The 24,085-nt window shown below is 65.0% G+C and carries 24 protein-coding genes; 16 read left to right on the plus strand and 8 right to left on the minus strand.

Annotated features, from left to right (window positions below):
* The first annotated feature begins 5 nt into the window (after window positions 1-5).
* On the plus strand, window positions 6-1,319 hold the full coding sequence (locus tag ACKWRH_RS12025) for an MFS transporter (RefSeq protein WP_445220692.1): 1,314 nt from the start codon (window positions 6-8) through the stop codon (window positions 1,317-1,319).
* Window positions 1,320-1,360: 41 nt separating this feature from the next.
* On the opposite strand, the gene ACKWRH_RS12030 is transcribed toward ACKWRH_RS12025, so the two are convergent.
* The 4 genes from ACKWRH_RS12030 to fixL form a co-directional block, all read right to left on the minus strand.
* A complete protein-coding gene (locus tag ACKWRH_RS12030; protein WP_445220693.1) occupies window positions 1,361-2,059 on the minus strand; it encodes a helix-turn-helix domain-containing protein in 699 nt (232 codons plus the stop codon).
* Between the two features lie 103 nt (window positions 2,060-2,162).
* Complete coding sequence (locus ACKWRH_RS12035) at window positions 2,163-2,585, minus strand: response regulator (RefSeq protein WP_445220694.1); 423 nt, start codon at window positions 2,583-2,585, stop codon at window positions 2,163-2,165.
* 43 nt (window positions 2,586-2,628) lie between these two features.
* On the minus strand, window positions 2,629-3,246 hold the full coding sequence (fixJ, locus tag ACKWRH_RS12040; RefSeq protein ID WP_028150099.1) for a response regulator FixJ: 618 nt from the start codon (window positions 3,244-3,246) through the stop codon (window positions 2,629-2,631).
* A gap of 3 nt (window positions 3,247-3,249) precedes the next feature.
* Window positions 3,250-4,767, minus strand: a complete 1,518-nt coding sequence (gene fixL, locus ACKWRH_RS12045) for a sensor protein FixL (protein ID WP_445220695.1) — start codon at window positions 4,765-4,767, stop codon at window positions 3,250-3,252.
* Between the two features lie 208 nt (window positions 4,768-4,975).
* On the opposite strand from fixL, the gene ACKWRH_RS12050 reads away from it, so the two are divergent.
* The 10 genes from ACKWRH_RS12050 (at window position 4,976) to ccoS (ending at window position 14,531) form a co-directional block, all read left to right on the plus strand.
* A complete protein-coding gene (locus ACKWRH_RS12050; RefSeq protein ID WP_445220696.1) occupies window positions 4,976-5,809 on the plus strand; it encodes a universal stress protein in 834 nt (277 codons plus the stop codon).
* 33 nt (window positions 5,810-5,842) lie between these two features.
* Window positions 5,843-6,268: a CBS domain-containing protein gene (locus ACKWRH_RS12055; RefSeq protein ID WP_445220697.1), complete on the plus strand. Its 426-nt coding sequence runs from the start codon at window positions 5,843-5,845 to the stop codon at window positions 6,266-6,268.
* A gap of 360 nt (window positions 6,269-6,628) precedes the next feature.
* Window positions 6,629-8,278 carry a cytochrome-c oxidase, cbb3-type subunit I gene (gene ccoN / locus ACKWRH_RS12060; RefSeq protein ID WP_445220698.1) on the plus strand — a complete coding sequence of 550 codons (1,650 nt, stop codon included), beginning with the start codon at window positions 6,629-6,631 and terminating at the stop codon, window positions 8,276-8,278.
* 10 nt (window positions 8,279-8,288) lie between these two features.
* Window positions 8,289-9,023 carry a cytochrome-c oxidase, cbb3-type subunit II gene (ccoO, locus tag ACKWRH_RS12065; RefSeq protein WP_445220699.1) on the plus strand — a complete coding sequence of 245 codons (735 nt, stop codon included), beginning with the start codon at window positions 8,289-8,291 and terminating at the stop codon, window positions 9,021-9,023.
* Window positions 9,024-9,036: 13 nt separating this feature from the next.
* Window positions 9,037-9,201, plus strand: a complete 165-nt coding sequence (locus ACKWRH_RS12070; RefSeq protein WP_014497064.1) for a CcoQ/FixQ family Cbb3-type cytochrome c oxidase assembly chaperone — start codon at window positions 9,037-9,039, stop codon at window positions 9,199-9,201.
* Window positions 9,202-9,207: 6 nt separating this feature from the next.
* The gene (ccoP, locus tag ACKWRH_RS12075; RefSeq protein WP_445220700.1) at window positions 9,208-10,083 is read left to right on the plus strand and encodes a cytochrome-c oxidase, cbb3-type subunit III; all 876 of its coding nucleotides are present in this window, start codon (window positions 9,208-9,210) and stop codon (window positions 10,081-10,083) included.
* A gap of 112 nt (window positions 10,084-10,195) precedes the next feature.
* The gene (gene ccoG, locus ACKWRH_RS12080) at window positions 10,196-11,662 is read left to right on the plus strand and encodes a cytochrome c oxidase accessory protein CcoG (RefSeq protein WP_445220701.1); all 1,467 of its coding nucleotides are present in this window, start codon (window positions 10,196-10,198) and stop codon (window positions 11,660-11,662) included.
* A gap of 15 nt (window positions 11,663-11,677) precedes the next feature.
* A complete protein-coding gene (locus tag ACKWRH_RS12085; RefSeq protein WP_445220702.1) occupies window positions 11,678-12,163 on the plus strand; it encodes a FixH family protein in 486 nt (161 codons plus the stop codon).
* 11 nt (window positions 12,164-12,174) lie between these two features.
* Window positions 12,175-14,364: a cation-translocating P-type ATPase gene (locus ACKWRH_RS12090; protein ID WP_445220703.1), complete on the plus strand. Its 2,190-nt coding sequence runs from the start codon at window positions 12,175-12,177 to the stop codon at window positions 14,362-14,364.
* Window positions 14,364-14,531: a cbb3-type cytochrome oxidase assembly protein CcoS gene (ccoS, locus tag ACKWRH_RS12095; RefSeq protein ID WP_445220704.1), complete on the plus strand. Its 168-nt coding sequence runs from the start codon at window positions 14,364-14,366 to the stop codon at window positions 14,529-14,531. Before ACKWRH_RS12090 ends, ccoS begins: the two co-directional genes overlap by 1 nt.
* Here ccoS and ACKWRH_RS12100 read toward each other — a convergent pair.
* Complete coding sequence (locus tag ACKWRH_RS12100) at window positions 14,528-15,730, minus strand: MFS transporter (RefSeq protein ID WP_445220705.1); 1,203 nt, start codon at window positions 15,728-15,730, stop codon at window positions 14,528-14,530. The two genes, ccoS and ACKWRH_RS12100, sit on opposite strands and share 4 nt — an antisense overlap.
* A 103-nt stretch (window positions 15,731-15,833) precedes the next feature.
* Window positions 15,834-16,313, minus strand: a complete 480-nt coding sequence (locus ACKWRH_RS12105; RefSeq protein ID WP_445220706.1) for a cupin domain-containing protein — start codon at window positions 16,311-16,313, stop codon at window positions 15,834-15,836.
* 237 nt (window positions 16,314-16,550) lie between these two features.
* Between ACKWRH_RS12105 and ACKWRH_RS12110 the strand changes: the two genes are divergently transcribed.
* Window positions 16,551-16,835, plus strand: a complete 285-nt coding sequence (locus ACKWRH_RS12110; protein WP_028157010.1) for a hypothetical protein — start codon at window positions 16,551-16,553, stop codon at window positions 16,833-16,835.
* A gap of 83 nt (window positions 16,836-16,918) precedes the next feature.
* Window positions 16,919-17,635, plus strand: a complete 717-nt coding sequence (locus ACKWRH_RS12115; protein WP_445220707.1) for a peroxiredoxin-like family protein — start codon at window positions 16,919-16,921, stop codon at window positions 17,633-17,635.
* Between the two features lie 62 nt (window positions 17,636-17,697).
* On the opposite strand, the gene ACKWRH_RS12120 is transcribed toward ACKWRH_RS12115, so the two are convergent.
* Window positions 17,698-18,585 carry a LysR family transcriptional regulator gene (locus ACKWRH_RS12120; RefSeq protein WP_445220708.1) on the minus strand — a complete coding sequence of 296 codons (888 nt, stop codon included), beginning with the start codon at window positions 18,583-18,585 and terminating at the stop codon, window positions 17,698-17,700.
* A 198-nt stretch (window positions 18,586-18,783) separates the two neighbouring features.
* Between ACKWRH_RS12120 and ACKWRH_RS12125 the strand changes: the two genes are divergently transcribed.
* Both ACKWRH_RS12125 and ACKWRH_RS12130 read left to right on the plus strand, forming a co-directional pair.
* On the plus strand, window positions 18,784-19,932 hold the full coding sequence (locus ACKWRH_RS12125; RefSeq protein ID WP_445220709.1) for a patatin-like phospholipase family protein: 1,149 nt from the start codon (window positions 18,784-18,786) through the stop codon (window positions 19,930-19,932).
* Window positions 19,933-20,009: 77 nt separating this feature from the next.
* Window positions 20,010-20,960: an oxygenase MpaB family protein gene (locus ACKWRH_RS12130; protein ID WP_445222380.1), complete on the plus strand. Its 951-nt coding sequence runs from the start codon at window positions 20,010-20,012 to the stop codon at window positions 20,958-20,960.
* Window positions 20,961-21,221: 261 nt separating this feature from the next.
* Here the strand turns inward: ACKWRH_RS12130 and glgA are convergent, their stop codons facing one another.
* Complete coding sequence (glgA, locus tag ACKWRH_RS12135) at window positions 21,222-22,637, minus strand: glycogen synthase GlgA (RefSeq protein WP_445220710.1); 1,416 nt, start codon at window positions 22,635-22,637, stop codon at window positions 21,222-21,224.
* Window positions 22,638-22,831: 194 nt separating this feature from the next.
* Here glgA and ACKWRH_RS12140 point away from each other — a divergent pair, with 194 nt between their 5' ends.
* Window positions 22,832-24,028: a CaiB/BaiF CoA transferase family protein gene (locus ACKWRH_RS12140; RefSeq protein ID WP_445220711.1), complete on the plus strand. Its 1,197-nt coding sequence runs from the start codon at window positions 22,832-22,834 to the stop codon at window positions 24,026-24,028.
* The last annotated feature ends 57 nt before the right edge of the window (window positions 24,029-24,085 follow it).

The raw sequence follows: 24,085 nt of genomic DNA on the forward strand, positions 1-24,085 counted from the left end.
CGCCGGTGCTGTTGTCGAGGAAGCCGAACCACGCAGATCGCGATAACCGCGTTGAACGGTACAACGTTGCCGCGCCGCCGCCTGCGGGCCTTCCGGCGCCGTCGCGCCAGAGCCTGCGCGGCCTCGACTGGTTCATCTTCTTCCTCGCCGACGTGCAGACCGGGTTCGGCCCCTTCATCGCGGTCTACCTCACGACGCAGAAATGGACCCAGGTCGAGATCGGCCTCGTGCTGTCGATCGGCGGCATCGTCGCGCTGATCGGGCAGATGCCGGGTGGCGCGATCATCGATGCAGCGAAGTCAGAGCGGCTGGTCGCGGCCCTTGCGATCGCGACCATCGGCTTGTGCGCGCTCGCCTACGCGGCGATGCCGATCTTCCCCGTGGTGGTGGCCGCGGCTACGCTGCATGCGGCGGCGAGCTGCGTGCTGGGGCCGGCGATCGCGGCGATCAGCCTCGGTCTCGTCGGTCCGCTTGCGATCGGCGAGCGGCTCGGCCGCAATGCGCGCTTTGCGTCCCTCGGCAACGGCGTCGCCGCCGCCGTGATGGGCACGGCCGGCTATCTGCTGTCGAGCCGCTCGGTGTTCCTCGTCACCTTCCTGCTGGCGATTCCGACCCTGATCGCGCTGTCGCGCATCCGCGAGGAGGAAGTCGACATCGCGCGCTGTCACGGCGAGATGCCGCGCGAGGCGCCGGTTCCAGGCGACACCAATATCTGGCACCTGATCCGGCAACGCCCGCTCATCGTCTTCGCGCTAAGCGTGCTGCTGCTGCAATTGGCGAACGCCGCGATGATGCCGTTGATGGCGAGCGCGGTGACGGCGCGGTCGAGCCAGTGGGCGACGGTGCTCGTCGCCTTCTGCATCGTCGTGCCGCAGGCGATTGTCGCGCTGCTGTCGCCGACGGTCGGGCGCAAGGCGCAGCTCTGGGGCCGGCGACCGCTGCTGCTGATCGGGTTCGCCGCGCTGACGATCCGGGGCCTTCTGTTTGCGACCGTGCGCGATCCCTATCTGCTGGTCGCGGTGCAGGTGTTCGACGGCATCACGGCGGCGGTATTTGCGGTGATGATCCCGCTGATCGTGGCCGACGTCGCCTTCGGCAGCGGCCATTTCAATCTGGCGCAAGGCATTGTCGGGACCGCGACCGGCATCGGGGCGTCCTTGAGCACGGCGCTTGGCGGCTATGTCAGCGACAAGTTCGGCAATGCCACCGCCTTCATCGGGCTGTCCGGCGTCGCCGCGACCGGGCTTTTGCTGATCCTCTTCGTGATGCCGGAAACCCGGCGCACCGGCATGATCGCGCCAAAGAAAATGGCCGGCTGAACGAATTCAGCCGGCCAAGTGGGTGGGGAGGAAGACAGAAATCAGGCGTCGAGATTGTGCAGGCGCTGACGGTTGCGCAGCACGATCTGGCGGGCGCCGGAAAATCCCAAAATGCCCTCGGCGTGAAGCTGCGACAGCGCGCGCGACACGGTCTCCAGCGTCAGTCCGAGATAATCGCCGATGTCACGGCGGCACATCGGCAGTGCCATCATGCCGGCTACCGCGAGGCGGCGGTCCATCTCGAGCAGGAAGGTTGCGACGCGCTCCATCGCGGTCTTGCGGCCCAGCAGCAGCATGTGGTCTTCGGCGTGGCGTAGTTCGCCGGCGGTCATGGCCCAGAGCTTGCGGGCGACCTGCACGTCGGTGCCGGCGGCCTTCTCCAGGCTCGCGCGCTTCACCAGGCGCACGGTCGTATCGATGATGGCTTCAGCGGCGAGGCGGTGGCTGGGACCGGATTCAAGGCCGAACACGTCACCGGGAAGATGGAAGGAGCCGATCTGGCGGCGGCCGTCGGAGAGCAGCTTGTAGCTGCGCACCGCGCCGGTGATGACCTGGTAGACATACTCTGCCGGCTCGTCCTCGCCGTAGATTTCCTCGTCCTTGCGGTAGGAGAACTCGGTGGCGACGAGGCCGACATGGCCGGCGATCGCGCCGAACTGATCGGAGACGGGATGGGCAGGAGCGATCTTGCCACGAACTTGCGTGTTGATCGCCTGGGTGTTGAGCGTCTCGGTCAGCATCTGCGCCATCTCCGTTGTGATGACGCTTTGGTACGAGGTATCGGGCGCTTCGAAAATTTCGCGAGATATCTTAAGGGGGTTTACCTACGTAGAACCCCGTAGGTCAGTTGCCGCGGTCGCCCCGGATGGCGTGGCGGATGGACTTGACCAGGGTTTCGTCGAGAAGCGGTTTCAAAATAACGTCCTTGACGCCTGCGGCGGCCGCCCGGGCCGAGATATTCCCATCGGGATAGCCGGTGATCAGGATCACGGGCGTGCCCTCGTCGGACTGGCGCAACCGGCCGGCCAGCTCGATGCCGTTGATGTCGGGCATCTTGTAGTCGATCACGTAGCAGTCCGCCCCCTGCGCGCCGCCGGCATTGAGCAGGGCCGTGGCATTCCTGAAGGTCCGCACGGCAAAGCCGTCGGTTTCCAGCAGGAATTGCAGGGATCCCAGCACGGCGGCATCATCGTCGACCACGTAGACGGTGGGCTTTGCCGATGACGTCATTGGAAGCCGCTGATGGTGCGAGCCGATCTCGATCATCCCATTTGGCTAGCACGGCCCGGGAGAATGATCTTGACCTGCCTCAATCCTTCAACATCCCGGCGCGCATCGCCAGCCGGACCAGCTCCGAGAGGCTATTGGCCTGCATCTTGGTCATGACGTTGGCCCGGTAGACCTCGATGGTGCGGGGGCTGATGTCGTATTCACGGGCGATCAGCTTGTTGGAGAGGCCCGCGATCAGCCCTTCCATGACCTGGCGCTCGCGCGGGCTGAGGGAGGCGACGCGGGCGGCGATGTCCTGCGAGATCGCCTCGTTCTTCGCTGCCGGCTCGGCCTGTCGGATCGCCGTCTCGATCATGGTGGTGAGGCGGTCGTCCTCGAACGGCTTCTCGAGAAAGTCGACCGCCCCTAACTTCATCGCCTCGACCGCGAGCGGCACGTCGCCATGACCGGTCATGATCAGGATCGGGAACGGGCTTTGCTGCGCCTTCATCCGCTTCAACAGCTCGATCCCGTCGATTCCGGGCATGCGCACGTCGGAGACGACGCAGCCGAAGGCGAGGCCGGGCAGGACATCGAGGAAGGCTTGCGCATCGTCAAACAGGGTGACGCCGAATCCGGAGGAATCCAGCAGGAAGTTCAGCGAGTCCCGCATCGCCTCGTCGTCATCGATGACGTAGACATGTCCCTTGGTCGTCATGGATCAATTCTCATCGGCTGCCGGGAGAGTGAAGCGGAATGTCGCGCCGCCTGATGGGTTGCTCTCGGCCCACATGCGTCCGCCGTGAGCCTCGATGATCGAGCGGCTGATGGACAGTCCCACGCCCATGCCGGTTTCCTTGGTGGTGAAGAAGGTCTGGAACAGGTTGGGAATGACGTCGCCCTGGAAGCCGGAGCCGGTGTCGGACACCTCGACCTCGATCATGTCGTCGCCGACGCGGGTGTTGGCGACGACGAGCTCGCGCTGCGGCGACTGCGCCATCGCTTCCAGCGCGTTGCGGAACAGGTTGACCAGCACCTGCTGGATCTGCACGCGGTCGGCGAGCACGAGATCGGCGTCGGGATCGAGGCTGAAGCGGAGCTGCACGTTCTGCTCGCGCGCGCCGGCAAGCCCGAGCGCGCCGGCTTCCTCGATCAGCTTGGACAGGCTCTCGACCCGCTTCTCGGACTCGCCGCGGGAGACGAAGTCGCGCAGGCGGCGGATGATCTGGCCGGCGCGCAAGGCCTGCTCCGCGGCGCGATCCATCGCACTTTCGATCTTCGGCGTGTTGGGATCGGTGCTGCCGGCCAGCAGTCGCCGCGATCCCTTCATGTAATTGCTGATCGCCGCCAGCGGCTGGTTGATCTCGTGGGCAAGCGCCGAGGCCATCTCGCCCATCGCGGTCAGCCGCGAAACGTGGACGAGCTCGGACTGCAATTCCTGGAGCCGCGCCTGGGTCTGCTGGTGCTCGGTGAGGTCGCGGACGAAGCCGGTGAAATAGGGCTCGCCGCCGGACTGCATCTCGCCGATCGACAGGTGCATCGGAAAGGTCGTGCCGTCGCGGCGCTTGCCGGTCACGATGCGGCCGATGCCGATGATGTGCGGATCGTTCGTGCTGCGATAGCGCGCGATGTAGCTGTCGTGGCGGGTGCGGTCGGGCTCCGGCATCAGGATGCTGACGTTCTGGCCGATCGCCTCCTGCTCGGACCAGCCGAACAGGCGCTCGGCGGCGGTGCTGAACAGTTGCATGATGCCGCGGCCGTCGATGACGATCATGGCGTCGGGAATGGTGTGAAGGATCGAGCGGAGGTGGGTCTCACGCGTGCGCAGGGCTTCCTCGACCTGCTTCTCCTCGTCGATATCGAGGAAGATGCCGCTGAGATGGCGCGCGACGCCGGAATCGTCCCGGATCAAGCCGGCGCGGGCCCTGATCCATTTGCCTCGGCCGGAGTTGGCGGAAATCCTGAAGGAGACGTCGAAGCCGCCGCCATGCTCGGAGACCTGCTTGATCGCGTTCTCGACGCGCGCGCGGTCGCCGGGCTCGAGGCGCGACAGGAAGAGGTCGTAGCTGGCCGGCTGGCCCCGCTCGATACCGAGCAGCATCCTCGCGGTTTCAGACCACTCCAGCTCGCGCGTCGTCAGGTCAAGATCCCAGGTGCCGACGCCGAATCCCTCGATCCGGACCCGGAAATGCTCACCGCGACTGTCGTCTGGCGGATGCGTTACGCGGGTCGGCGACAATCGATGACTCCCATCTTCGCGCGGCGGGCGTGGTGCCGCGAACATGACCGCAATTTCGCCCAAGGACCGGCCCGAGGCAAGTTCGGATGTCTGATTCCATTGGCGGATTTCCCGCAAGGCCGCGTCCGGCGATTTGATCTACCTCATCCTGCCTTGTGGCGACGAGGCTAGATTTCGCGCCAGTTCATTGCCTGTGCGGAGAATCCCCATGACATACGCGACCGTGATGGTCAGCCTGGCGCTCGATCAGCCCAACGAGGCGCGCCTTCAGGTCGCGGGCGAGCTCGCCGAGCGATTCGAGGCTGACATCGTCGGGGTTGCCGCAGGGCAGTTCGCGCCGCCGCTCTATTTCACCGATGGCACCGAGGCCCAGAGCCTGATCGATCACGAGGAAGCCTCCATCAGGAAGCGCCTCGCCGATCTGGAGGCGCAATTCCGCGCCGCCACCAGGGCGCGTGGCGGCCGCGTGGAGTGGCGCGGCGCCATGGATTTTCCGGCGCGTTTCGTGCTGGCGCAGGCACGATGTGCCGACATCATCGTCAGCGGCGGCCAGAGCCCGGCCTTCTCCGATGCCTTCGCGCTCGCGAGTCCCAAGGACCTGGTGATGCAGGCCGGGCGCCCGCTTCTCGTCGTTCCCGATGAGGTCAACTGGCTCGATCTGCGCAGCGTGCTGATGGCCTGGAAGGACACGCCGGAGGCGCGGCGCGCGGTGGCCGACGCGCTGCCGCTGCTGCGCAAGGCGAGGGACGTCACCATCGTCGAAATCCCGGAGCGCGATGACGACCGTTCGGCGGTGATGGCCGGCGTCACCGACGTTGCCGCCTGGCTCGCCCGTCACGGCGTTACCGCGACCGCACGCGTCCCGGATGCGGTGCGGAACGCAACCGCTGCCGCGCAGTTGGAGCAGGTCGCCGGCGACGTCGGGGCCGGCCTGATCGTGGCGGGCGCCTATGGTCATTCGCGCTTTCGCGAGCTGATCCTCGGCGGCGTCACCCAGTATCTGGTCACGCAATCCGCCCGTAGCGTGCTGCTCTCGCACTGACGGCCGGCCAAAAAGAAAATCGGAGGACGCGCTGTGTACAAATTTCTCGAAGAGATCGTCGACAGCTACATGACGCGCAACGTCACGACGGTGCGGCGCGACCACGACCTGCTCGCGCTCAGCGAGATGTTCGAGCGTGACGATTTCAACTCCTATCCGGTCGAGGACGACGGGCAGGTGGTCGGCATCGTCACCAAGTTCGACATCCTGAAGTGTTTCGCGTTCTCGCCGAGCCAGATGCTGCCGCGCTATCACGACCTGATGAGCCGCAGGATCGGCGACGTCATGACGCCCGAGTTCATCTATGTCAGCCCCGACACGCGACTGACGCGCGTGCTCCAGATCATGGTCGAGCACCGCATCAGGAGCATCATCGTGCTCGACGGCGCCGAGAAGCTGGTCGGAATCATCGCCCGCGAGGACGTCATCAAGGCGCTCAAGGCGACGGCGCAAGAGTGACTTCTTCCTTGTAGGGTGGGCAAAGCGAAGCGTGCCCACCATTTCCGCCGCGGTGTTGGATGGTGGGCACGGCGCAAGTGCGCCTTTGCCCACCCTACGATTCTGGACTCGCGGAGCCAACCCCTCACCCAAGCGAGTGTGCCGCACCGTCCGCGCTGCCCTCTCCCGCATCCGCCTTCGCCAAGGCTTCGGCGGACATGAGGGGAGAGGGCACTCTAACTGGCGCCTCCGCAGAAATACGGGGCAGGCCTGAAATTGCCCGCCCGATACGTAGAGCCCAAACGCCTGTCTTGATTTCAATCAATTCGCCGCGAGGTCGAATGTGGTTTCTGGCGGCGTGTTCTTTCAGAGAGAATCCGCATGAGCCAGCCCTCCATCTCCAAATCCATGACCATCGGTGAAAGCGGCCTGGCCATCGTGTTCGCAGTCACCGCCTTCCTTTGCGTGATCGCCTCGGCCAAGGCGCTCGATGCGCCGTTCGCTTTCCACGCCGCACTCAGCGCGGTGGCGAGCCTCGCTGTGGTCTTTGGTATCATCAACCGCTACTTCGATCGTCCGGCGGCGCTGCCGCCGGCGGAGATCAACGGCCGCCCCAACTACAATATGGGTCCGATCAAGTTCACCGCCGTCATGGCGATGTTCTGGGGCATTGCCGGCTTCCTCGTCGGCCTCATCATCGCCTCGCAACTGGCGTGGCCCGCACTGAACTTCGATCTGCCCTGGACCAGCTTCGGCCGTCTGCGTCCGCTGCACACCTCCGCGGTGATCTTCGCCTTCGGCGGCAACGTGCTGATCGGCACGTCGCTCTATGTCGTGCAGAAGTCCTGCCGCGTGCGCCTCGCGGGCGACCTCGCGCCCTGGTTCGTCGTGATCGGCTACAATTTCTTCATCCTGATCGCCGGCACCGGCTATCTGCTCGGTGTCACCCAGTCGAAGGAATATGCCGAGCCGGAATGGTACGCCGACCTCTGGCTCACCATCGTCTGGGTCGCCTATCTGCTGGTCTTCCTTGCCACGATCATCAAGCGCAAGGAGCCGCACATCTTCGTCGCGAACTGGTTCTATCTCGCCTTCATCGTGACGATCGCGGTCCTGCATCTCGGCAACAATCCGGCCCTTCCGGTGTCGGTGTTCGGCTCGAAATCCTACGTCGCCTGGGGCGGCATCCAGGACGCGATGTTCCAGTGGTGGTACGGCCACAACGCGGTCGGCTTCTTCCTGACCGCCGGCTTCCTCGCCATCATGTACTACTTCATCCCGAAGCGCGCGGAGCGGCCGATCTATTCCTATCGGCTGTCGATCATCCACTTCTGGGCGCTGATCTTCCTCTACATCTGGGCCGGCCCGCACCATCTGCACTACACGGCGCTGCCCGACTGGACGCAGACGCTCGGCATGACCTTCTCGATCATGCTGTGGATGCCCTCCTGGGGCGGCATGATCAACGGCCTGATGACGCTGTCGGGCGCCTGGGACAAGCTGCGCACCGATCCCGTGCTGCGCATGCTCGTCGTCTCCGTCGCCTTCTACGGCATGTCGACCTTCGAAGGCCCGATGATGTCGATCAAGGTGGTGAACTCGCTCAGCCACTACACCGACTGGACCATCGGCCACGTGCATTCCGGCGCGCTCGGCTGGGTCGGCTTCGTCTCCTTCGGCGCGCTCTACTGCCTGGTGCCGTGGGTGTGGAATCGCAAGGGCCTCTACAGCCTGAAGCTCGTCAATTGGCACTTCTGGATCGCCACCCTCGGCATCGTTCTTTACATCTCGGCGATGTGGGTGTCCGGCATCCTGCAGGGCCTGATGTGGCGCGCCTACACCTCGCTCGGCTTCCTCGAATATTCCTTCATCGAGAGCGTCGAGGCGATGCATCCCTTCTACATCATCCGCGCCGCCGGCGGCGGGCTGTTCCTGATCGGCGCGCTGATCATGGCCTACAATCTCTGGATGACCGTTCGCGTCGGCGAACAGGAAGTCCAGATGCCCGTCGCGCTTCAGCCGGCGGAATGAGGAGCCTTCCATGTCGTTCTGGACACGCCACCAAATCTTCGAAAAGAACTCGATCGTCCTGATCGTCGGCATTTTGCTGGTGATCGCGATCGGCGGTCTCGTCGAGATCACGCCGCTGTTCTACCTCAAGAGCACGATCGAGGCGGTCGATGGCGTCAGGCCCTACACGCCGTTGGAGCTCGCAGGCCGCAACGTCTATGTCCGCGAAGGCTGCTATCTCTGCCATTCGCAGATGATCCGCCCGTTGCGCGACGAGGTCGAGCGCTACGGCCACTTCTCGCTCGCCGCCGAGAGCATGTACGACCACCCGTTCCAGTGGGGCTCGAAGCGCACCGGTCCGGATCTCGCCCGCGTCGGCGCCAAATATTCCGACGACTGGCACGTCACCCATCTGACCAACCCGCGCGCGATCGTGCCGCAGTCGGTGATGCCGGGCTATCAGTTCCTGAGCCAGACCGAGGTCGACCCCGATACGATCGCCGACCACATGAAGACGCTCAAGGCCATCGGCACGCCCTACACCGACGACCAGATCGCGAACGCCGGCGCCGATCTGAAGGCCCAGGCTGATCCCGACAATGCCGGCTCCGATGCCTTCGGCAAACGCTACGCCAAGGCCGTCGTGCGCAATTTCGACGGCAAGGCCGGCACGCCGACCGAGATGGACGCGCTGATCGCGTATCTGCAGATGCTCGGCACGCTGGTCGACTTCAAGCTCTACAACGAGAAAGCCAATCTTCGCTGAGAAGGCATCACCGATGAAAGCCATCCTGACACTCGACAATCTCGCATCCGGTCTGGTGACCACGATCTGGACGCCGGTGTTCGTCGCGATCTTTCTCGCGATCATCGCCTACGCATTATGGCCCCGCAACAAGGCCGCTTTCGACGAAGCAGCGCGCCTGCCGTTGCGGGAGGAGTAAGAGATCATGACCGATCATCATGGCGACATCGATTCCGTCACCGGCAAGTCCACGACCGGGCATGAGTGGGACGGCATCAAGGAGCTCAACACGCCGCTGCCGCGCTGGTGGGTGATCTCATTCTACCTCACCATCGTCTGGGCGATCGGCTACTGGATCGTCTATCCGGCCTGGCCGCTGATCTCCAGCAATACCTCGGGCCTGTTCGGCTATTCCTCGCGTGCCGACGTCGCGGTCGAGCTCGCCAACCTCGAGAAGATCCGGGGTGACAGGATGGCGGCGCTGGGCGCGGCCTCGCTCGCCGATATCGAGAAGGATCCGGCCTTGCTGGCGCTTGCGCGGGCCAAGGGCAAGACCGTGTTCGGCGACAATTGCGCGCCATGCCACGGCTCGGGCGGTGCCGGCGCAAAAGGCTTCCCGAATCTCAACGACGACGACTGGCTGTGGGGCGGTACGCTCGACCAGATCATGCAGACCATCCAGTTCGGCGCGCGTTCCGGCCATGCCAAGGCGCATGAGGGGCAGATGCTCGCGTTCGGCAAGGACGGCGTGCTGAAGTCGGACGAGATCGTCACGGTCGCCAATTACGTGCGTTCGCTGTCGGGCCTCTCGACCCGCAAGGGCTTTGATGCCGCCAAGGGCGAGAAGATTTTTGCGGAGAATTGCGTCGCCTGCCACGGTGACGGCGGCAAGGGTAACCCGGAGATGGGCGCCCCGAACCTGACCGATAAGATCTGGCTCTACGGCTCGGATGAAGCGAGCCTGATCGAGACCATCAGCCTCGGCCGCGCCGGTGTGATGCCGGCCTGGGAAGGTCGGCTCGATCCCGCCACCATCAAGGCGATGGCGGTCTACGTCCACTCGCTGGGCGGTGGAAAATAGCCTGCTTGCGACAAGCGGGGGCGAACAAAAGTGCCCCCGCTTGAGCTGGATCAACTGACGCGCTCGCGCCGGGTCTAGGTTTAATCGCACCTTTTCGAAAAGCTTCTTGGCGATGAACAAGACCGTGAACCCGAACGACCTCACATCGAACGATGACAACGGGCCGCTCTACGTAGCCCAGAAGAAGGTGTATCCCCAGAGCGTCTCCGGTACGTTCCGCCGGATCAAATGGGGCCTGATGGCGTTCTGCCTTGGCGTCTACTACTTCCTGCCGTTCGTGCGCTGGAATCGCGGCATCGGTGCTCCTAGCCAGGCGGTGCTGATCGATCTTCCCAACAGCCGCTTCTACTTCTTCTTCATCGAGCTGTGGCCGCAGGAGGTCTACTACTTCACCGGCCTTTTGATCGTCGCCGCGGTGGCGTTGTTCCTGATGAACTCGGTCGGCGGCCGGATCTGGTGCGGCTATCTGTGCCCGCAGACGGTGTGGACCGATCTGTTCTACGCGGTCGAGCGGCTGGTCGAGGGCGACCGGCGCGAGCGGATGAAGAAGGACAAGTCGTCCGATCCGATGAAGCTGGAGCGCATCTCCGAGATCGTGCTCAAGCATTCGATCTGGCTCCTGATCGCCTGGTGGACCGGCGGCGCCTGGGTGCTCTATTTCAACGATGCGCCGACGCTGGTGAAGGAGCTCGTCACCTTCCAGGCGCCGATGATCGCCTATATCTGGATCGGCATCCTGACGGCGACGACCTATGTGCTCGCCGGCTTCATGCGCGAGCAGGTCTGCACCTATATGTGCCCGTGGCCGCGCATCCAGGCGGCGCTCACCGACGAATGGGCGCTCAACGTCACCTACCGCTACGACCGCGGCGAGAAGCGCACCTCGGTGAAGAAGGCGATTGAGCTGCGCGCGCTCGGCGAGCATGTCGGCGACTGCGTCGACTGCTATCAATGCGTCGCGGTGTGCCCGACCGGCATCGACATCCGCAACGGACCGCAGCTGGAATGCATCCAGTGCGGCCTCTGCATCGATGCCTGCGACAACGTGATGACCAAGATCGGCCGGCCGAAGCGGCTGATCGGCTACGACAACGACATCAACATCCAGCGCCGCCAGGAAGGCAAGGCGCCGGTCTACCGCATCGTCCGGGCCCGCACCGTCGCCTACAGCGCGATCATCGCGGCGGTCAGCGGCATCATGATCTACACGCTCGCGACCCGCAGCCTGCTCGACGTCAACGTGCTGCACGACCGCAATCCGGTCGCGGTCAAGCTCAGCGACGGCTCGATCCGCAATGCCTATACGGTACGGCTGCTGAACAAGAGCGGCTATGACCGCGTCATCGCGATCGACGCCAACGGTCCGGCCAACCTGACCACGCATGTCGTCGGCATCGATTCCGTGACGCCGGACAGGCCGATGATCGTGATCCCGCGCGACTCCACCAGCGAGCTGCGCCTGCTGGTCACCGCGCCGGCGGAGAGCAATCCGGAAAAGTCGGTTCCCGTTCGCTTCCACGTCACCGACATCGGGCTCGGCGAGGTCGCCACCGCCACCGACAATTTCGTCTCGCCCTAGAATCAGGAGACTGCCATGGCCACCAAGCCGCTGACCGGAACAAAGGTGTTCCTGATGCTGGTCGCCTTTTTCGGGCTCGTGATCGGCGTCAACGTCACCATGATGAAGCTCGCGATCGCGACGCTGCCCGGCACCGACGTCGACAGCCCCTATGCCGCAGGCCTCACCTATGATCGCGAGATCTCGGCGGCACAGGACCAGGCCGCGCGAAATTGGCAGGTCAATGCCCATATCGAGCGCCGCGCCGATGGAGCAGCCACGCTTCAGGTCGATGCGCGCGACGCGAAGGGCCAGCCGATGAGCGGGTTGAAATTCGGCGGACGCCTGGAGCGGCCGACCGACAAGCGCGCCGATCTCGCAGTCGAGCTGTCGGAAGCCGGCATCGGCATCTATCGCGGCAATGCCGCGTCGGTTGCGCCGGGGCAGTGGGATCTCGTGATCGAAGGCGAGGCGCGGGGGACACGCGTGTTCATGTCGCGCAACCGCGTGATCCTGAACTGAGGGACATCGTCATGCAGGTCACGCGGGATTTTTCGCATTATGTCCGGGCCGCGGGCGAGGGTATCAAGCACATCGATCTCGCGGTCGAGGGCGTTCACTGCGCGGGCTGCATGGCCAAGATCGAGCGCGGACTGTCGGCCATCCCCGACGTCACGCTGGCGCGCGTGAATCTCACCGACCGCCGCGTCGCGCTGGAATGGAAGCAGGGCACGCTCGATCCCGCCCGCTTCATCGATCGGCTCGAGGAACTCGGCTACAAGGCCTATCCCTACGAGACCGAGAGCGCGGAAGCGACGGAAGTGGCGGAATCGCGCTTCCTGCTGCGCTGCCTCGGCGTCGCCGCGTTCGCCACCATGAACGTGATGATGCTGTCGATTCCGGTCTGGTCCGGCAACGTCTCGGACATGCTGCCGGAGCAGCGCGACTTCTTCCACTGGCTCTCGGCGCTGATCGCGCTGCCGGCGGCGGCTTATGCCGGCCAGCCGTTCTTCCGCTCGGCCTGGCGCGCCCTATCGGCCAAGACCACCAACATGGACGTGCCGATCTCGATCGGGGTGTGCCTTGCACTCGGCATGTCCGTGGTCGAGACCGTCCATCACGCCGAGCACGCCTATTTCGACGCGGCGATCATGCTGCTCACGTTTCTTTTGGTCGGCCGCTTCCTCGACCAGAACATGCGGCGGCGAACCCGCGCGGTCGCCGGCAATCTCGCTGCGCTGAAGGCAGAGACGGCGGCCAAGTTCGTCGGGCCCGACGAGATCTCGCAGGTGCCGGTCGCGGCGATCCATCCCGGCGACATCGTGCTGCTGCGGCCCGGCGAGCGTTGCGCCGTCGACGGCACGGTGATCGAGGGGTGTTCCGAGATCGACCAAAGCCTGATCACCGGCGAGACGCTTTATATCACGGCGGAGCAGGGCACGGCGGTCTATGCGGGCTCCATGAACATCTCCGGCACGCTGAGGGTGCGGGTCTCGGCGGCGTCGGAGGCGACGCTGCTCGCCGAGATCACGCGGCTGCTCGACAACGCGCTGCAGGCGCGCTCGTGCTACATGCGGCTCGCCGATCGGGCCTCGCGGCTCTACGCGCCGGTGGTGCATGCGACTGCGTTGATCACCATTTTGGGCTGGGTCATTGCGGGTGCCGGCTGGCACGATGCGATCGTGACGAGCGTTGCCGTGCTGATCATCACTTGTCCCTGCGCGCTCGGGCTCGCGATCCCGACCGTGCAGACGGTGGCCTCGGGCGCGATGTTCAAAGCGGGCGTGCTCCTCAATTCCGGCGACGCCATCGAGCGGCTGGCCGAAGCCGACCACGTCATCTTCGACAAGACCGGTACGCTGACGCTGCCCGATCTCGAGGTGATGAATGCGGCCGATATTCCCGCCGACATTTTTGAACTTGCCGGCCGGCTAGCGCTGTCGAGCCACCATCCCGTTGCCGCCGCAGTCGCGCAGGCCGCTGGCGCCAGATCGCCTGTTATCGGCGCGGTCGAAGAGGCCGGGCAGGGCGTGCGTGCTGTGGTGGATGGTGTCGAGATCCGTCTTGGCCGTCCGTCCTTCTGCGGCGCCGAAGCGCTGGTCGGCAGAGCGACGCTCGATCCCGAAGCCTCGATTGTGGTTATCAGCAAAGGGATGGAAAAATTCATCCTGTCGGTGCGGCAGGGCCTGCGGCCGGACGCGCAGGCCGTGATCGCGGCGCTGAAGGCGCGCAATATCGGCATCGAGATCCTCTCCGGCGATCGCGAGCCCGCGGTGATCGCGGCGGCCCATGCGCTGGGCATCGCCGAATGGCGCGCCGGCGTCACGCCGGCCGACAAGATCGCACGGATCGAGGAACTGAAGCAGCGCGGCGCCAAAGTGCTGATGGTCGGCGACGGCATGAACGACGCGCCCTCGCTGGCCGCTGCCCACGTCTCGATGTCGCCGATCTCGGCCGCGCATCTCAGCCAGGCGACCGCAGATCTCGTCTTCCTCGGCCGGCCGCTGGCACCTAGCGTGGCCGCCATCGATTCCGCGCGCAAGGCGCTGCACCTGATGCGGCAAAATCTCTGGCTGGCGATCGGCTATAACGTCCTCGCCGTGCCGGTCGCGATCAGCGGCGTGGTGACGCCCCTGATTGCGGCGGCCGCCATGAGCGGGTCGTCGATCCTGGTGATGCTGAATTCGTTGCGGGCGCACAATGCGTCACGGGAGATCGTGTGATGGAAATCCTGGTGATCCTGGTCCCGCTGGCGCTGATGCTCGGAGGTGCGGGTCTCGTGGCCTTCCTCTGGTCGCTGCGGAGCGGCCAATATGACGATCTCGACGGCGCGGCCTGGCGCGCCATCGCCGACGACGAGCTGCCGCAGGAAGCCCCGGTCAAGCGCTAGCGCTTCAAGCTGAAGGTGAGCAGAGCCGCCGCTGCAAGGGCAATGCCGACGCCGGCGACACAGGCGGGCCAGCCGAAGCTGTCGAACAGGCGCCCGAGCACGGCCGTTCCGACCAGCCCGCCGCAGAAGTAACAGGCGAGATAGGCCCCGCTGGCGACACCGCGGTTGTCGGTTGCCGCCTGTCCGACGAAGCCGGTCGCGGCAGCCTGCGCGAAGAAGGTGCCGACACCGACCAGGACCATTCCGGTGAGGATTTCGCCGAGATGCGGCGCCAGCATCAGCGGCAGGCCCAGCCCGGCGACAACGAGCGAGCCCCAGATCGTCGGCCGCGTGCCGAGGCGCGATGCCACCTTGCCGGCCAGCAAGGTCGTGACCGCCGACGGCAGGAAGACGAAATAGACGAGGCCAAGGTCCATCATGCCGAGCGACAACGGTGGCCGGACCAGCACGAAATTGACGAACGTGAAGGTGCCGATGAAGGCGAACAGGATGCAGAAGCCGATACCGAAGGCGGCGCGCAGCCGCGGATTGCGCCAATGCGCGATCGTGGCTTCGAGGGGCGATGCCGCGGGCATCATCGCATGCATCGGCTGCACGCGCCGGATGGTGAAATAGACCAGCACCGCGCCGGCCAGGTTGAGGGCGGCGAAGACATAGAAATTCCAGGCAAGGCCAAGGCTGTCGGCGACCGCCGCCGAGACCAGCCGGCCGACGAGGTTGCTCATGACATTGCCGGTGATGTAGGCGGCAAAGGCGCCGCCGGCGTCCATGGCGCTGCATTGCTCGCCGAGATAGGCCAGTGTGAGCGCGAAGGCGGACGCCATGCACAGCCCCTGCGCGACCCGCAAGGCGGTGAAGACGGCAAGGTTTGGCGCGGACGCCAGCAGGCCGGTGGGGATCGCCAGCAGCGTCAGGCTGAGCAGGATGCCGGTCCGCCGGTTGATGTGCGGGCTGAAGAAGCCGACGACGAGGCTAGCTATCGCCATGCCGAAGGTGCTGGCATTGACGGCAAAACCCATCGCTGCGGGCGTGACGCCGTAGTGGCGCGTCAGGGAGGGCAGGATCGCCTGGGTCGCGAACAGATCGACGACGGTCAGGAATGCGGTGAGCCCGATCACGAGCGAGCGAAGCGCGAGACCCGGGGAATGCGCATCCATGGTCATCGCGCCCGGTTTGATGGGAGCGGATAGATCAGTCATGGCGTGCTCGTCCTGTTGAGGATGTGGCGCCCGGCATGCGGGCAGCATGGGGATTCCCGGACGCCACATCCGGTCACGCGTGCGCCGGGGCCGAGCGCGCGCATTACATGTGGTGGTCGTTGGAATCCCTGCGGACATCACCGACATAGAGAATGACCGTCTCCTTGCCGAGGTTCTTCCACCAGTGCGAGGTGCCGAACACTTCGGGACGGATGTCGCCGGCCTTGTGCACGATCGGATCGACGCAGTTGGAGGCGTATTCGACGATCTCGCCTTGCTGCACGAAGATCAGGGCCGGGCGATCGTCATGGCTGTGCCAGGGAACGATGCCGCCGGGTTCGATCGTCAGCCTGCGGAAGCGCAGTTCGCGGCCTTCGATATGCGCCGGCTGCTTGCCGAGGTCGATCGCGCCGAGCGTGACGTCGGTGACGCCGACCGGCTTGGTGTCGACCATCTGATGCGCATTCGGCTTGATCTTGTCGGCCGGGCACTCACCGGCGAAGACCGGCGTTGCAAATGTCAGCGCCCCGAGAACGGCGACGCCTGTCCAAACCACGCGCGACAATGTGTAATGCCTAGACATCGAAGTCTCCTGTGTTGACCGCAACCTCGCTGGTCGCCGGCTATGGCAGGGAGCATCGTCGAGAGCACGCCTACCCTGAAATGCCGGTTCGCTCTCGATGTGATAGCTCCGAGCTATGTTGATGCGCGGCGGCTATCGAACCGATTGGGCATCGGCATTTCCGCTTTCGGGATATCCGGCGTCCGATGGCGGGGCGCCCGATTGGCGGGCGTTCACGTCAATCCGGAGCAGCATCTCATGACGAAAGTGTCCAGGACCCTGATTTTCACTGCCGCCTTCGCGGTCATCGCCACGTCGGCCTTCTCGGAAGCGGCCTGGGATCTCAAGGCCGGCATGGCCTATGTCTATGGCGGTCCCGGCAAGATGTCGGCGATGGCGATGGCCCCGGCCGAGAAGAACCACGACGCCATGATGAAGCACGCCAAGAAGGTGCCCGACAACACCGTCTTCTTCATGGACAACGGCACGCTGTACTCCGCGTCCGGCCGGCTGGACCCCACGGGCAATTTCTACGTGAACTGAAACGGCCTTCGCGCAACGGCCGCCCCTTGCGGGCGGCCGGACCTGGAACCTAGTATTCGCCCTCAGAACGCCGGGAGCGGAAGATGACGTCTCTCTCACCAGCCGACGCCGAGCTGCTCAGGTCTGCTTTCCAGCGCTGCCGCGACATGGAGGGAACGCTGAACGAGCAACTCCGCGCCTACGCCGACGCCAGCCGCGAGGTCTTCCCGGCCTATGGCGAGGCGGTCGATCGCCTGGTGACGCGATTGAACGGGAACGGCGGCGGCGAGACCGCGCCACGCCCGGGCGATGCGATGCCGCCGTTCGTGCTGCCTGACGAGACGGGGCGTCTCGTCGCGCTATCCTCGCTGCTGGAGCAGGGTCCGGTCGCAGTGATGTTTTTCCGCGGACATTGGTGTCCCTATTGCCGCCTCAACATGCGGGCGGTGGCCCAGGCCGGAGCGCGTATCAGGGCGATGGGTGCGCAGATCGTCGCGATTATGCCCGAGACCCAACAATTCACGGAGCAACTCAAGGATGATGCCGATGCCCGGTTTCCGATCCTGACTGATCTCGACAACGGCTATGCTTTGTCGCTCAATCTCGCGATCTGGCTCGGCACCGAGATCCAGCAATTGCTGTCCTATCAGGACATGGCGAAGTTTCACGGCAATAACGGATGGATGCTGCCGATTCCGGCGGTGTTCGTCGTCAGTCGCGACGGGATCGTGAAGGCGCGCTTCGTCGACCCCGATTTCCGCAAGCGCATGGAGATCGACGATCTGCTTGCGGCGCTCGAAGACGCGAGCCGCGAGAACTGAGGCGGGCACTTTTCTTCCCCTCTCCCCTTTGGGAGAAGGAAGGGCGGCGATTATTCTCGCAGCTACCCCGCAACCAACCTCCAGTCCGCGCCGCGCAGCAGGCGCATCACGGCGTTGGCGACCGCCGTGCGCTGGCGGCCTGCCACGCCGTAGAGGCTGACCGTGCGGCGCGCGTCGAGCCCCGCGACTGCGGTGCGCTTCAGGCTGTCCGGTACCGGCGAGGTGTGCGGCATCATGGCGACGCCGATATCGGCCTCGACCAGTTCGATCAGGTCGCGCTCGCTCGAAATCTCGTGGCTGTGATCGACGTCGATGCCGTGTTCGCGCAGGCTCGCGGAGATGCGCCCGGAATGTTCGCAATAATTGCGGCCGAGCAATTGCTCCGCGCGCAAATCATCTGGCTCGATCGTATCGTGGCCGGCGAGGCGGTGCTCCCGGCTGACGACGAGATCGAACGTCTCGGTGAACAGCGGCCAGACGTCGAGCCGCTCCCAGGCCTCGTCGATCTCGGCGGCGATACCGAGCTCGGCTTCGCCTTTCTTCAGGAATTCCGCAACCTCGCGGCTCGAGCCACGCAGGAAGCGGAATTCGAGCCGGTTGAACTGGCGCCTGATCTCGTTGAGATGCGGAATGAGCAGCGCGAGGTCGATCGAATGCGTCAGCGCGATGCGCAGCGCACCGATCTCTCCACTCTTGAACGAGGAAGCAAGCGAGCGTGCGCCGGCGGCGGCATCATAACACTGCTTCAACAGCGGATGCATGCGCTGGCCGAGCTCGGTCAATTGGGCCGCCGGGCGCTCGCGGCGAAACAGGTCGCCGCCGAGCTCGGCCTCGAGCTGCTTGATCGCGCGCGTCAGCGAGGGCTGCGTCACGTTGCATTCCTCGGCGGCGCGCGTGAAATTCAAGAGCTGCGCCACCGCGAGGAAATAGCGGACCTGGTGCATTTCCATGGATCGGCTCCCAGCGAGATCGACCGGAAATCTAACCGATCGGGGCAGGGAATGGTATCCTGGCGGCAATAGCGGGGGCCTATGGTTTCGGAAGCCAGCCGGCATTTCCAGAAGGACCGGCAATCGCCGAAAACGGCAGGACGTAACAATGGCCTCACACCTGACGAATGATAACGATAGGCTCGATAGGAGCGAGACATGAACGGCATGCAGGACAACGGGCAACGAAAGAGTATGGACCTGCCGGGTCAGGTCGTCCTGGTGCTTCAGGGCGGCGGCGCGCTGGGCTCGTACCAGGCCGGCGTTTACCAGGCGCTGCACGAGGCCGGCATCGAGCCGGACTGGATCATCGGCACCTCGATCGGCGCCATCAATGCGAGCCTCATTGCGGGCAACGCGCCGGAGCACCGGCTGGCGCGCCTGAGGGAGTTCTGGAAGCGGATGGAGCAAACGCCGGTTTGGGACTGGCGCGCCGCGTTTCCCGGCTTCAACGAGAAGCTGGCCTATTGGTCGACCGTGACCCACGGCATTCCAGGTTTCTTCCGCCCCAATGCGCTGGCGCATGCCGGGGATTCCTATCCGCTGGGCGCCGATCACGCCGGCTTCTATTCGACCGCGCCGCTGGAGAAGACCCTGAGCGAGCTGGTCGATTTCGATCTGGCCAATCGCTGCGCGCCGCGACTGACGGTCGGTGCGGCTCATGTCGGCACGAGCGAAATGCGCTATTTCGACAGCCGGGACGGCGAACTGACGGTGAAGCATGTGATGGCTTCGGGCGCGCTGCCGCCGGCCTTCCCGGCGGTGCGCATCAACGGCGAGCTGTATTGGGACGGCGGCATCCTGTCGAACACGCCGACGGAAGCCGTATTCGATGACAATCCACGCAGGGATTCGCTGATCTTCTCCGTGCATCTGTGGAATCCCGTCGGCGCCGAGCCGACCACGATGGCGGAGGTCTTGAACCGCCATAAGGACGTGCAGTACTCCAGCCGCATCGCGAGCCAGATCGTGCGGCAGCAGCAGGCCCATCGCCTGCGCCACGTCATCAACCAGCTTGCCGCGCGGTTGCCCGAGAGCGAGCGCAACGATCCCGCGGTGAGGGAGTTGATGGGCTACGGCTGTCCGACCCGCATGCATGTGGTGCGGCTGCTGGCGCCGCAGCTCGATCGCGAAACCCATACCAAGGATATCGACTTCAGTCCGTCAGGCATTACGCGGCGCTGGCACGCGGGCTACGCCCACACGAGGTCGGTGCTGGCGCGAAAGCCGTGGATCGGCGAATTCGATCCGCTCGCCGGCGTGGTGCTGCACGAGCATATGGACGAGATTCCGATAGCGGCGGAGTAGGGCCGCGTCCGCTTTCATCGAATTGCCACAGGCCCTGCGGATTGTCGATCGTCGTCCGCTTTTGAGAGGCCTTGCAGTTGGTATCCGGGAACGATCTGGAATTGGCCCTCGATCAGGTCCGCGCTGACGCGGCGGGATCGGTTGCCGGCGTGTTCGGCCCTGACACGGTGACCTGGCAGATTGACCGGGAGGCCGTCATCTTTCTCGGCGCCGGCCGTGCGCTGTTGTTGCAGCTGGCGCATCCCTGGGTCGCTGCCGCCATCGCGGAGCATTCGCGGACCCTTGCCGATCCGATCGGTCGCTTCCATCGTACCTTCGACATCGTCTTTGCGATGGTGTTCGGCTCGCTCGACCGGGCGCAGTTGTCGTCGCGGCAATTGCATCGGCGCCACAGCATGATCGTCGGCGCGATGCCCGAGGCCGTCGGTCCGTTCGCGGCAGGCTCGCGCTACTGCGCCAACGACATTCCGTCGCTGCGCTGGGTTCATGCGACGCTGGTCGAGACCGCGGTGATGGCGCATGACCTGGTCCTGCCGCCGCTCTCGGCGGAGGAGCGCGAGCGCTACTGGAGCGAGAGCCGGATGTTCGGCGCCTTGTTCGGATTGACGGCGGACGATTTGCCCGCTGACTGGTCCGGCTTTGCGGCCTACACCGCGGCGATGGCGCAATCGGACACGCTGACCGTCAGCCCGGCGGCGCGCGAGATCGCCGCGCAGATCCTTGGTGGCGCCCGTCCGTGGCTGCGGCCACCGCGATGGTATCGCGCGCTCACCGCGAGTTTGTTGCCGGAGCGCCTGCGAGCGGGCTTCGGGTTTGAATTCGACGAGCGCGACAAGAGGGCAGCCGACAATGCGCTGAAATGGATCAGGCGCGTCTATCCGAAACTGCCGGATCGGCTGCGCTATGTCGGTCCCTATCAGGAAGCGCAGGCGCGGCTGCGGGGCGAGCCGCAGCCCGACTGGATGACCCGGTGTCTCAATCGCGCCTGGATCGGGCGGCCGCAAATGGATGTGCGCGGGAAGGGGTGAGCGTCTACGCGCGCATTTGCTCCGTCATCCTGAGGTGCGAGCGGCGCGAGCCTCGAAGGATGCACGGCCCCCGCTGCTACAGCCGGGCTGCCGCCCTTCGAGGGCCGCTGAAGGCGCGGCCACCTCAGGGTGACGGGAGATAGAGTGACGCGCGGTGGCCACATCGTCATTGCGAGCGTAGCGAAGCAATCCAGAATTCCTCCGCGGAGACGGTCTGGATTGCTTCGTCGCTTCGCTCCTCGCAATGACGGAGAGGTCGCCTCACACCGACGCTAGCTTCCGATACAGCGCGCTGTAGCTGCCGGCCGAGATGCTCCAGGAGAACGAACGTCCCATCGCGCTGCGACGCATCGAGTCGAGCTGGTCATGCGCCACGAAGGCCGAGAAGGCGCGGCGGACCCCGCCGAGGAAGGACGCCCGCGAGGGCTGCGAGAACAGAAAGCCGGTCTCGCCGTCGGTGATGGTCTCTGCCAAGCCGCCGGTCTGGTGGCCGATCGGCAGCGAGCCGAAGCGCTGGGCGTACATCTGGCTGAGCCCGCACGGTTCGAAGCGCGACGGCATCAATGTGAAATCGCTGCCTGCGAAGATGCGCCGCGCCTGGGCGTCGTTGAAGCCGATCGTAACCCCGATCGCGTCGGGGCGGCGGCGATGCGCGTCGATCAGTGCCTGCTCGAGCGCGGGCTCGCCGGAGCCGGTGACCACGATCTGCCCGCCGGCATCGATGATCTCGTCGGCGGCCGACAGCACGAGGTCGATACCCTTCTGGTGCACGAGGCGTGCGACGATCGCGAACATCGGGCCGCGCGACACCGCGAGCCCGAACTGCTTGCGCACGTAATCCGCATTGGCCTTCTTGCCGACCCAGTCACCGGCGCCGAATTGCTGGGCGAGCTGGGCGCAGGAGCGTGGGTCCCAGCTCTCGTCGATGCCGTTGAGGATGCCGGTGAGCTCGGCCGCGTCGGAGCGGACACGAAGCAGGCCTTCGAGGCCGCAGCCGAATTCCTCCGTCGTGATCTCGCGTGCATAGGTGCCGCTGACGGTGGTGAGGTGCGAAGCATAGACCAGCCCGGCCTTGAGGAAGGAGAGCTGGTCGTAAAACTCGACGCCGTCGATATGGAAGGAGCTCTCGGGGACGCCGATCCGCCGCAGCGAGTCCTTCGGGAAGAGTCCCTGGTAGGCGAGGTTGTGGATGGTCAGGATCGACGGCAGCTTGGTGCCGCGCCAGGCGAGATAGGCCGGCACGAGCGAGGCCTGCCAGTCATTGGCATGGATCAGGTCTGCTGCCCAATTCTTGTCCAGCTTGCCCATGGCCAGCTCAGCGGCTGCCGAGGCAAAGCGCGCAAAGCGGATGTCGTTGTCCGGCCAGTCGTGTCCGGACTCGTCGCCATAGGGATTGCCGGGCCGGTCGTAGAGTTGTGAGCACAACAGCACATAGACCGGCAGCCCGTCCTTGGTCGCAGCCCGCCCGAGCGAGCAGGCCGGCATCTCCGCAAACGCCGGGCAGCGGCCAACGATCTGAATATGCGTGAGTTGTTCGATGATGTCGCGGTAGCCGGGCAACATGACCCGGATATCGGCGAGAGGGCGAAGCGCCCTGGGAAGTGCAGCGGAAACGGCGCCGAGTCCGCCAACGCGGACGAAATCGTCCATCTCGGTTGTGACGAACAAGACCCTCAAGAACAGCTGCCCTCTTCCGATCCCGTTTATTTCTATGCAAGAACGGGTCCAGTTGTCCTGGAATTCCCAAGCCCGCCCGCGAGACGCGTCCGTTCGGTAAAGACTTTCCTACTCACCCGCCGCCCTCTAGGGTCGGCGCATCAACAAGAAAGAACTTCGATAGTTCCTAAGAGGCCGAGGGGGCGTAAGCAGGCATGCCGTTAGCAGATAAGCATGAGGGGACGACGACAAAGGCCTTCGCGGGCCTCAGGGTCCTGGATTTTTCGACCACCATCGCCGGTCCCCACTGCGCGCGGATGCTTGCCGACATGGGCGCCGAGGTCATCAAGATCGAGACCGACGGCGGCGAGACGATGCGCACCCGGCCGCCGCTGCGCAAGGGGTGCAGCACCGTGTTCGGCCAGCTCAACGTCGGCAAGAAAAGCGTCGTGCTCGATCTCAAGTCCGAGGAGGGCAAGGAGGCGGTGCGCCGGCTCGCCGCGACCGCCGATATCCTGGTCGAGAACTTTCGCCCCGGCGTGATGCACCGGCTGCGGCTGGACTACGACAGCCTGCGTCCGGTCAATCCAAAGCTGATCTATTGCTCGATCTCGGGCTACGGCCAGACCGGTCCCTCGTCCGAGTTGCCGGCCTACGCGCCGGTGATCCATGCGGCCTCCGGCTACGACATGGCGCATCTCGCCTACCAACCCGGCCGCAGCCGGCCGGATTATTGCGGCATCTACCATGCCGACGTCGTCACCGGCACCTACGGTTTCGGCGCGATTGCGTCGGCGCTCTATCAGCGCACGGTGACCGGGCAGGGCCAGCACATCGACGTCTCGATGCTGGAATCGATGCTGACCTTGACGGTGATCGAGCTGCAGAGCTCGCAATTCGCGGTGAAGCCACCGCCGCGCCCGATGTTCGGGCCGACCGAGACGGCCAATGGTTATGTCATGATCACGGTCGCGAGCGAGAAGACGTTTCAGTGCCTGATGGGTGTGATCGGCCGCTCCGAATGGATTTCCGATCCGCGCTTCTCCGCTTATGCCGCGCGCCGCGAGAACTGGGCTGACATGATGGACGGTGTCGAAGCCTGGTCGCGGCCGCTCACGACCGACGCGTGTCTCGTCGCGCTTGGCGCGGCCGGCGTGCCGGCCTCGGCCTATCGCACCGTGTCCGAGGCGCTGGCCGATCCGCAACTCGCGCACCGGCAGGCGCTCTCGTCCGTGGCGGACGAGGGTGGCTCGTTCCAGGTGCTCAATCTGCCGTTCCGGATGTCGGGCGCCGACACCACGCCCGCCAAATCGATGGCCGTGCTCGGCGAGCACACGGATGAATTGCGCGAGGAGATCGGCCTCGCCGACGATGCTCCAATTCCGTCAGGCAAAACGGCTGCGACAAACTGAGCGCATCGCAGCACCACTACAGCGTTTGATCTCTCGCGTGTTCCTCTTGCCGTGGCG

It is taken from the genome of Bradyrhizobium sp. Pa8 (assembly GCF_052588265.1).

Coding starts and splice junctions, on each gene's coding strand:
- ACKWRH_RS12125 (WP_445220709.1), top strand. CDS start 18,784: ATGAACGGCATGCAGGACAACGGGCAACGAAAGAGTATGGACCTGCCG.
- ACKWRH_RS12090 (WP_445220703.1), top strand. CDS start 12,175: ATGCAGGTCACGCGGGATTTTTCGCATTATGTCCGGGCCGCGGGCGAG.
- ccoP (WP_445220700.1), top strand. CDS start 9,208: ATGACCGATCATCATGGCGACATCGATTCCGTCACCGGCAAGTCCACG.
- ccoO (WP_445220699.1), top strand. CDS start 8,289: ATGTCGTTCTGGACACGCCACCAAATCTTCGAAAAGAACTCGATCGTC.
- ccoS (WP_445220704.1), top strand. CDS start 14,364: ATGGAAATCCTGGTGATCCTGGTCCCGCTGGCGCTGATGCTCGGAGGT.
- ccoN (WP_445220698.1), top strand. CDS start 6,629: ATGAGCCAGCCCTCCATCTCCAAATCCATGACCATCGGTGAAAGCGGC.
- fixJ (WP_028150099.1), bottom strand. CDS start 3,246: ATGACGACCAAGGGACATGTCTACGTCATCGATGACGACGAGGCGATG.
- ACKWRH_RS12070 (WP_014497064.1), top strand. CDS start 9,037: ATGAAAGCCATCCTGACACTCGACAATCTCGCATCCGGTCTGGTGACC.
- ACKWRH_RS12140 (WP_445220711.1), top strand. CDS start 22,832: ATGCCGTTAGCAGATAAGCATGAGGGGACGACGACAAAGGCCTTCGCG.
- ACKWRH_RS12100 (WP_445220705.1), bottom strand. CDS start 15,730: ATGACTGATCTATCCGCTCCCATCAAACCGGGCGCGATGACCATGGAT.
- ACKWRH_RS12120 (WP_445220708.1), bottom strand. CDS start 18,585: ATGGAAATGCACCAGGTCCGCTATTTCCTCGCGGTGGCGCAGCTCTTG.
- ACKWRH_RS12105 (WP_445220706.1), bottom strand. CDS start 16,313: ATGTCTAGGCATTACACATTGTCGCGCGTGGTTTGGACAGGCGTCGCC.
- ACKWRH_RS12115 (WP_445220707.1), top strand. CDS start 16,919: ATGACGTCTCTCTCACCAGCCGACGCCGAGCTGCTCAGGTCTGCTTTC.
- ACKWRH_RS12050 (WP_445220696.1), top strand. CDS start 4,976: ATGACATACGCGACCGTGATGGTCAGCCTGGCGCTCGATCAGCCCAAC.
- ccoG (WP_445220701.1), top strand. CDS start 10,196: ATGAACAAGACCGTGAACCCGAACGACCTCACATCGAACGATGACAAC.
- ACKWRH_RS12110 (WP_028157010.1), top strand. CDS start 16,551: ATGACGAAAGTGTCCAGGACCCTGATTTTCACTGCCGCCTTCGCGGTC.
- ACKWRH_RS12085 (WP_445220702.1), top strand. CDS start 11,678: ATGGCCACCAAGCCGCTGACCGGAACAAAGGTGTTCCTGATGCTGGTC.
- ACKWRH_RS12030 (WP_445220693.1), bottom strand. CDS start 2,059: ATGCTGACCGAGACGCTCAACACCCAGGCGATCAACACGCAAGTTCGT.
- ACKWRH_RS12035 (WP_445220694.1), bottom strand. CDS start 2,585: ATGATCGAGATCGGCTCGCACCATCAGCGGCTTCCAATGACGTCATCG.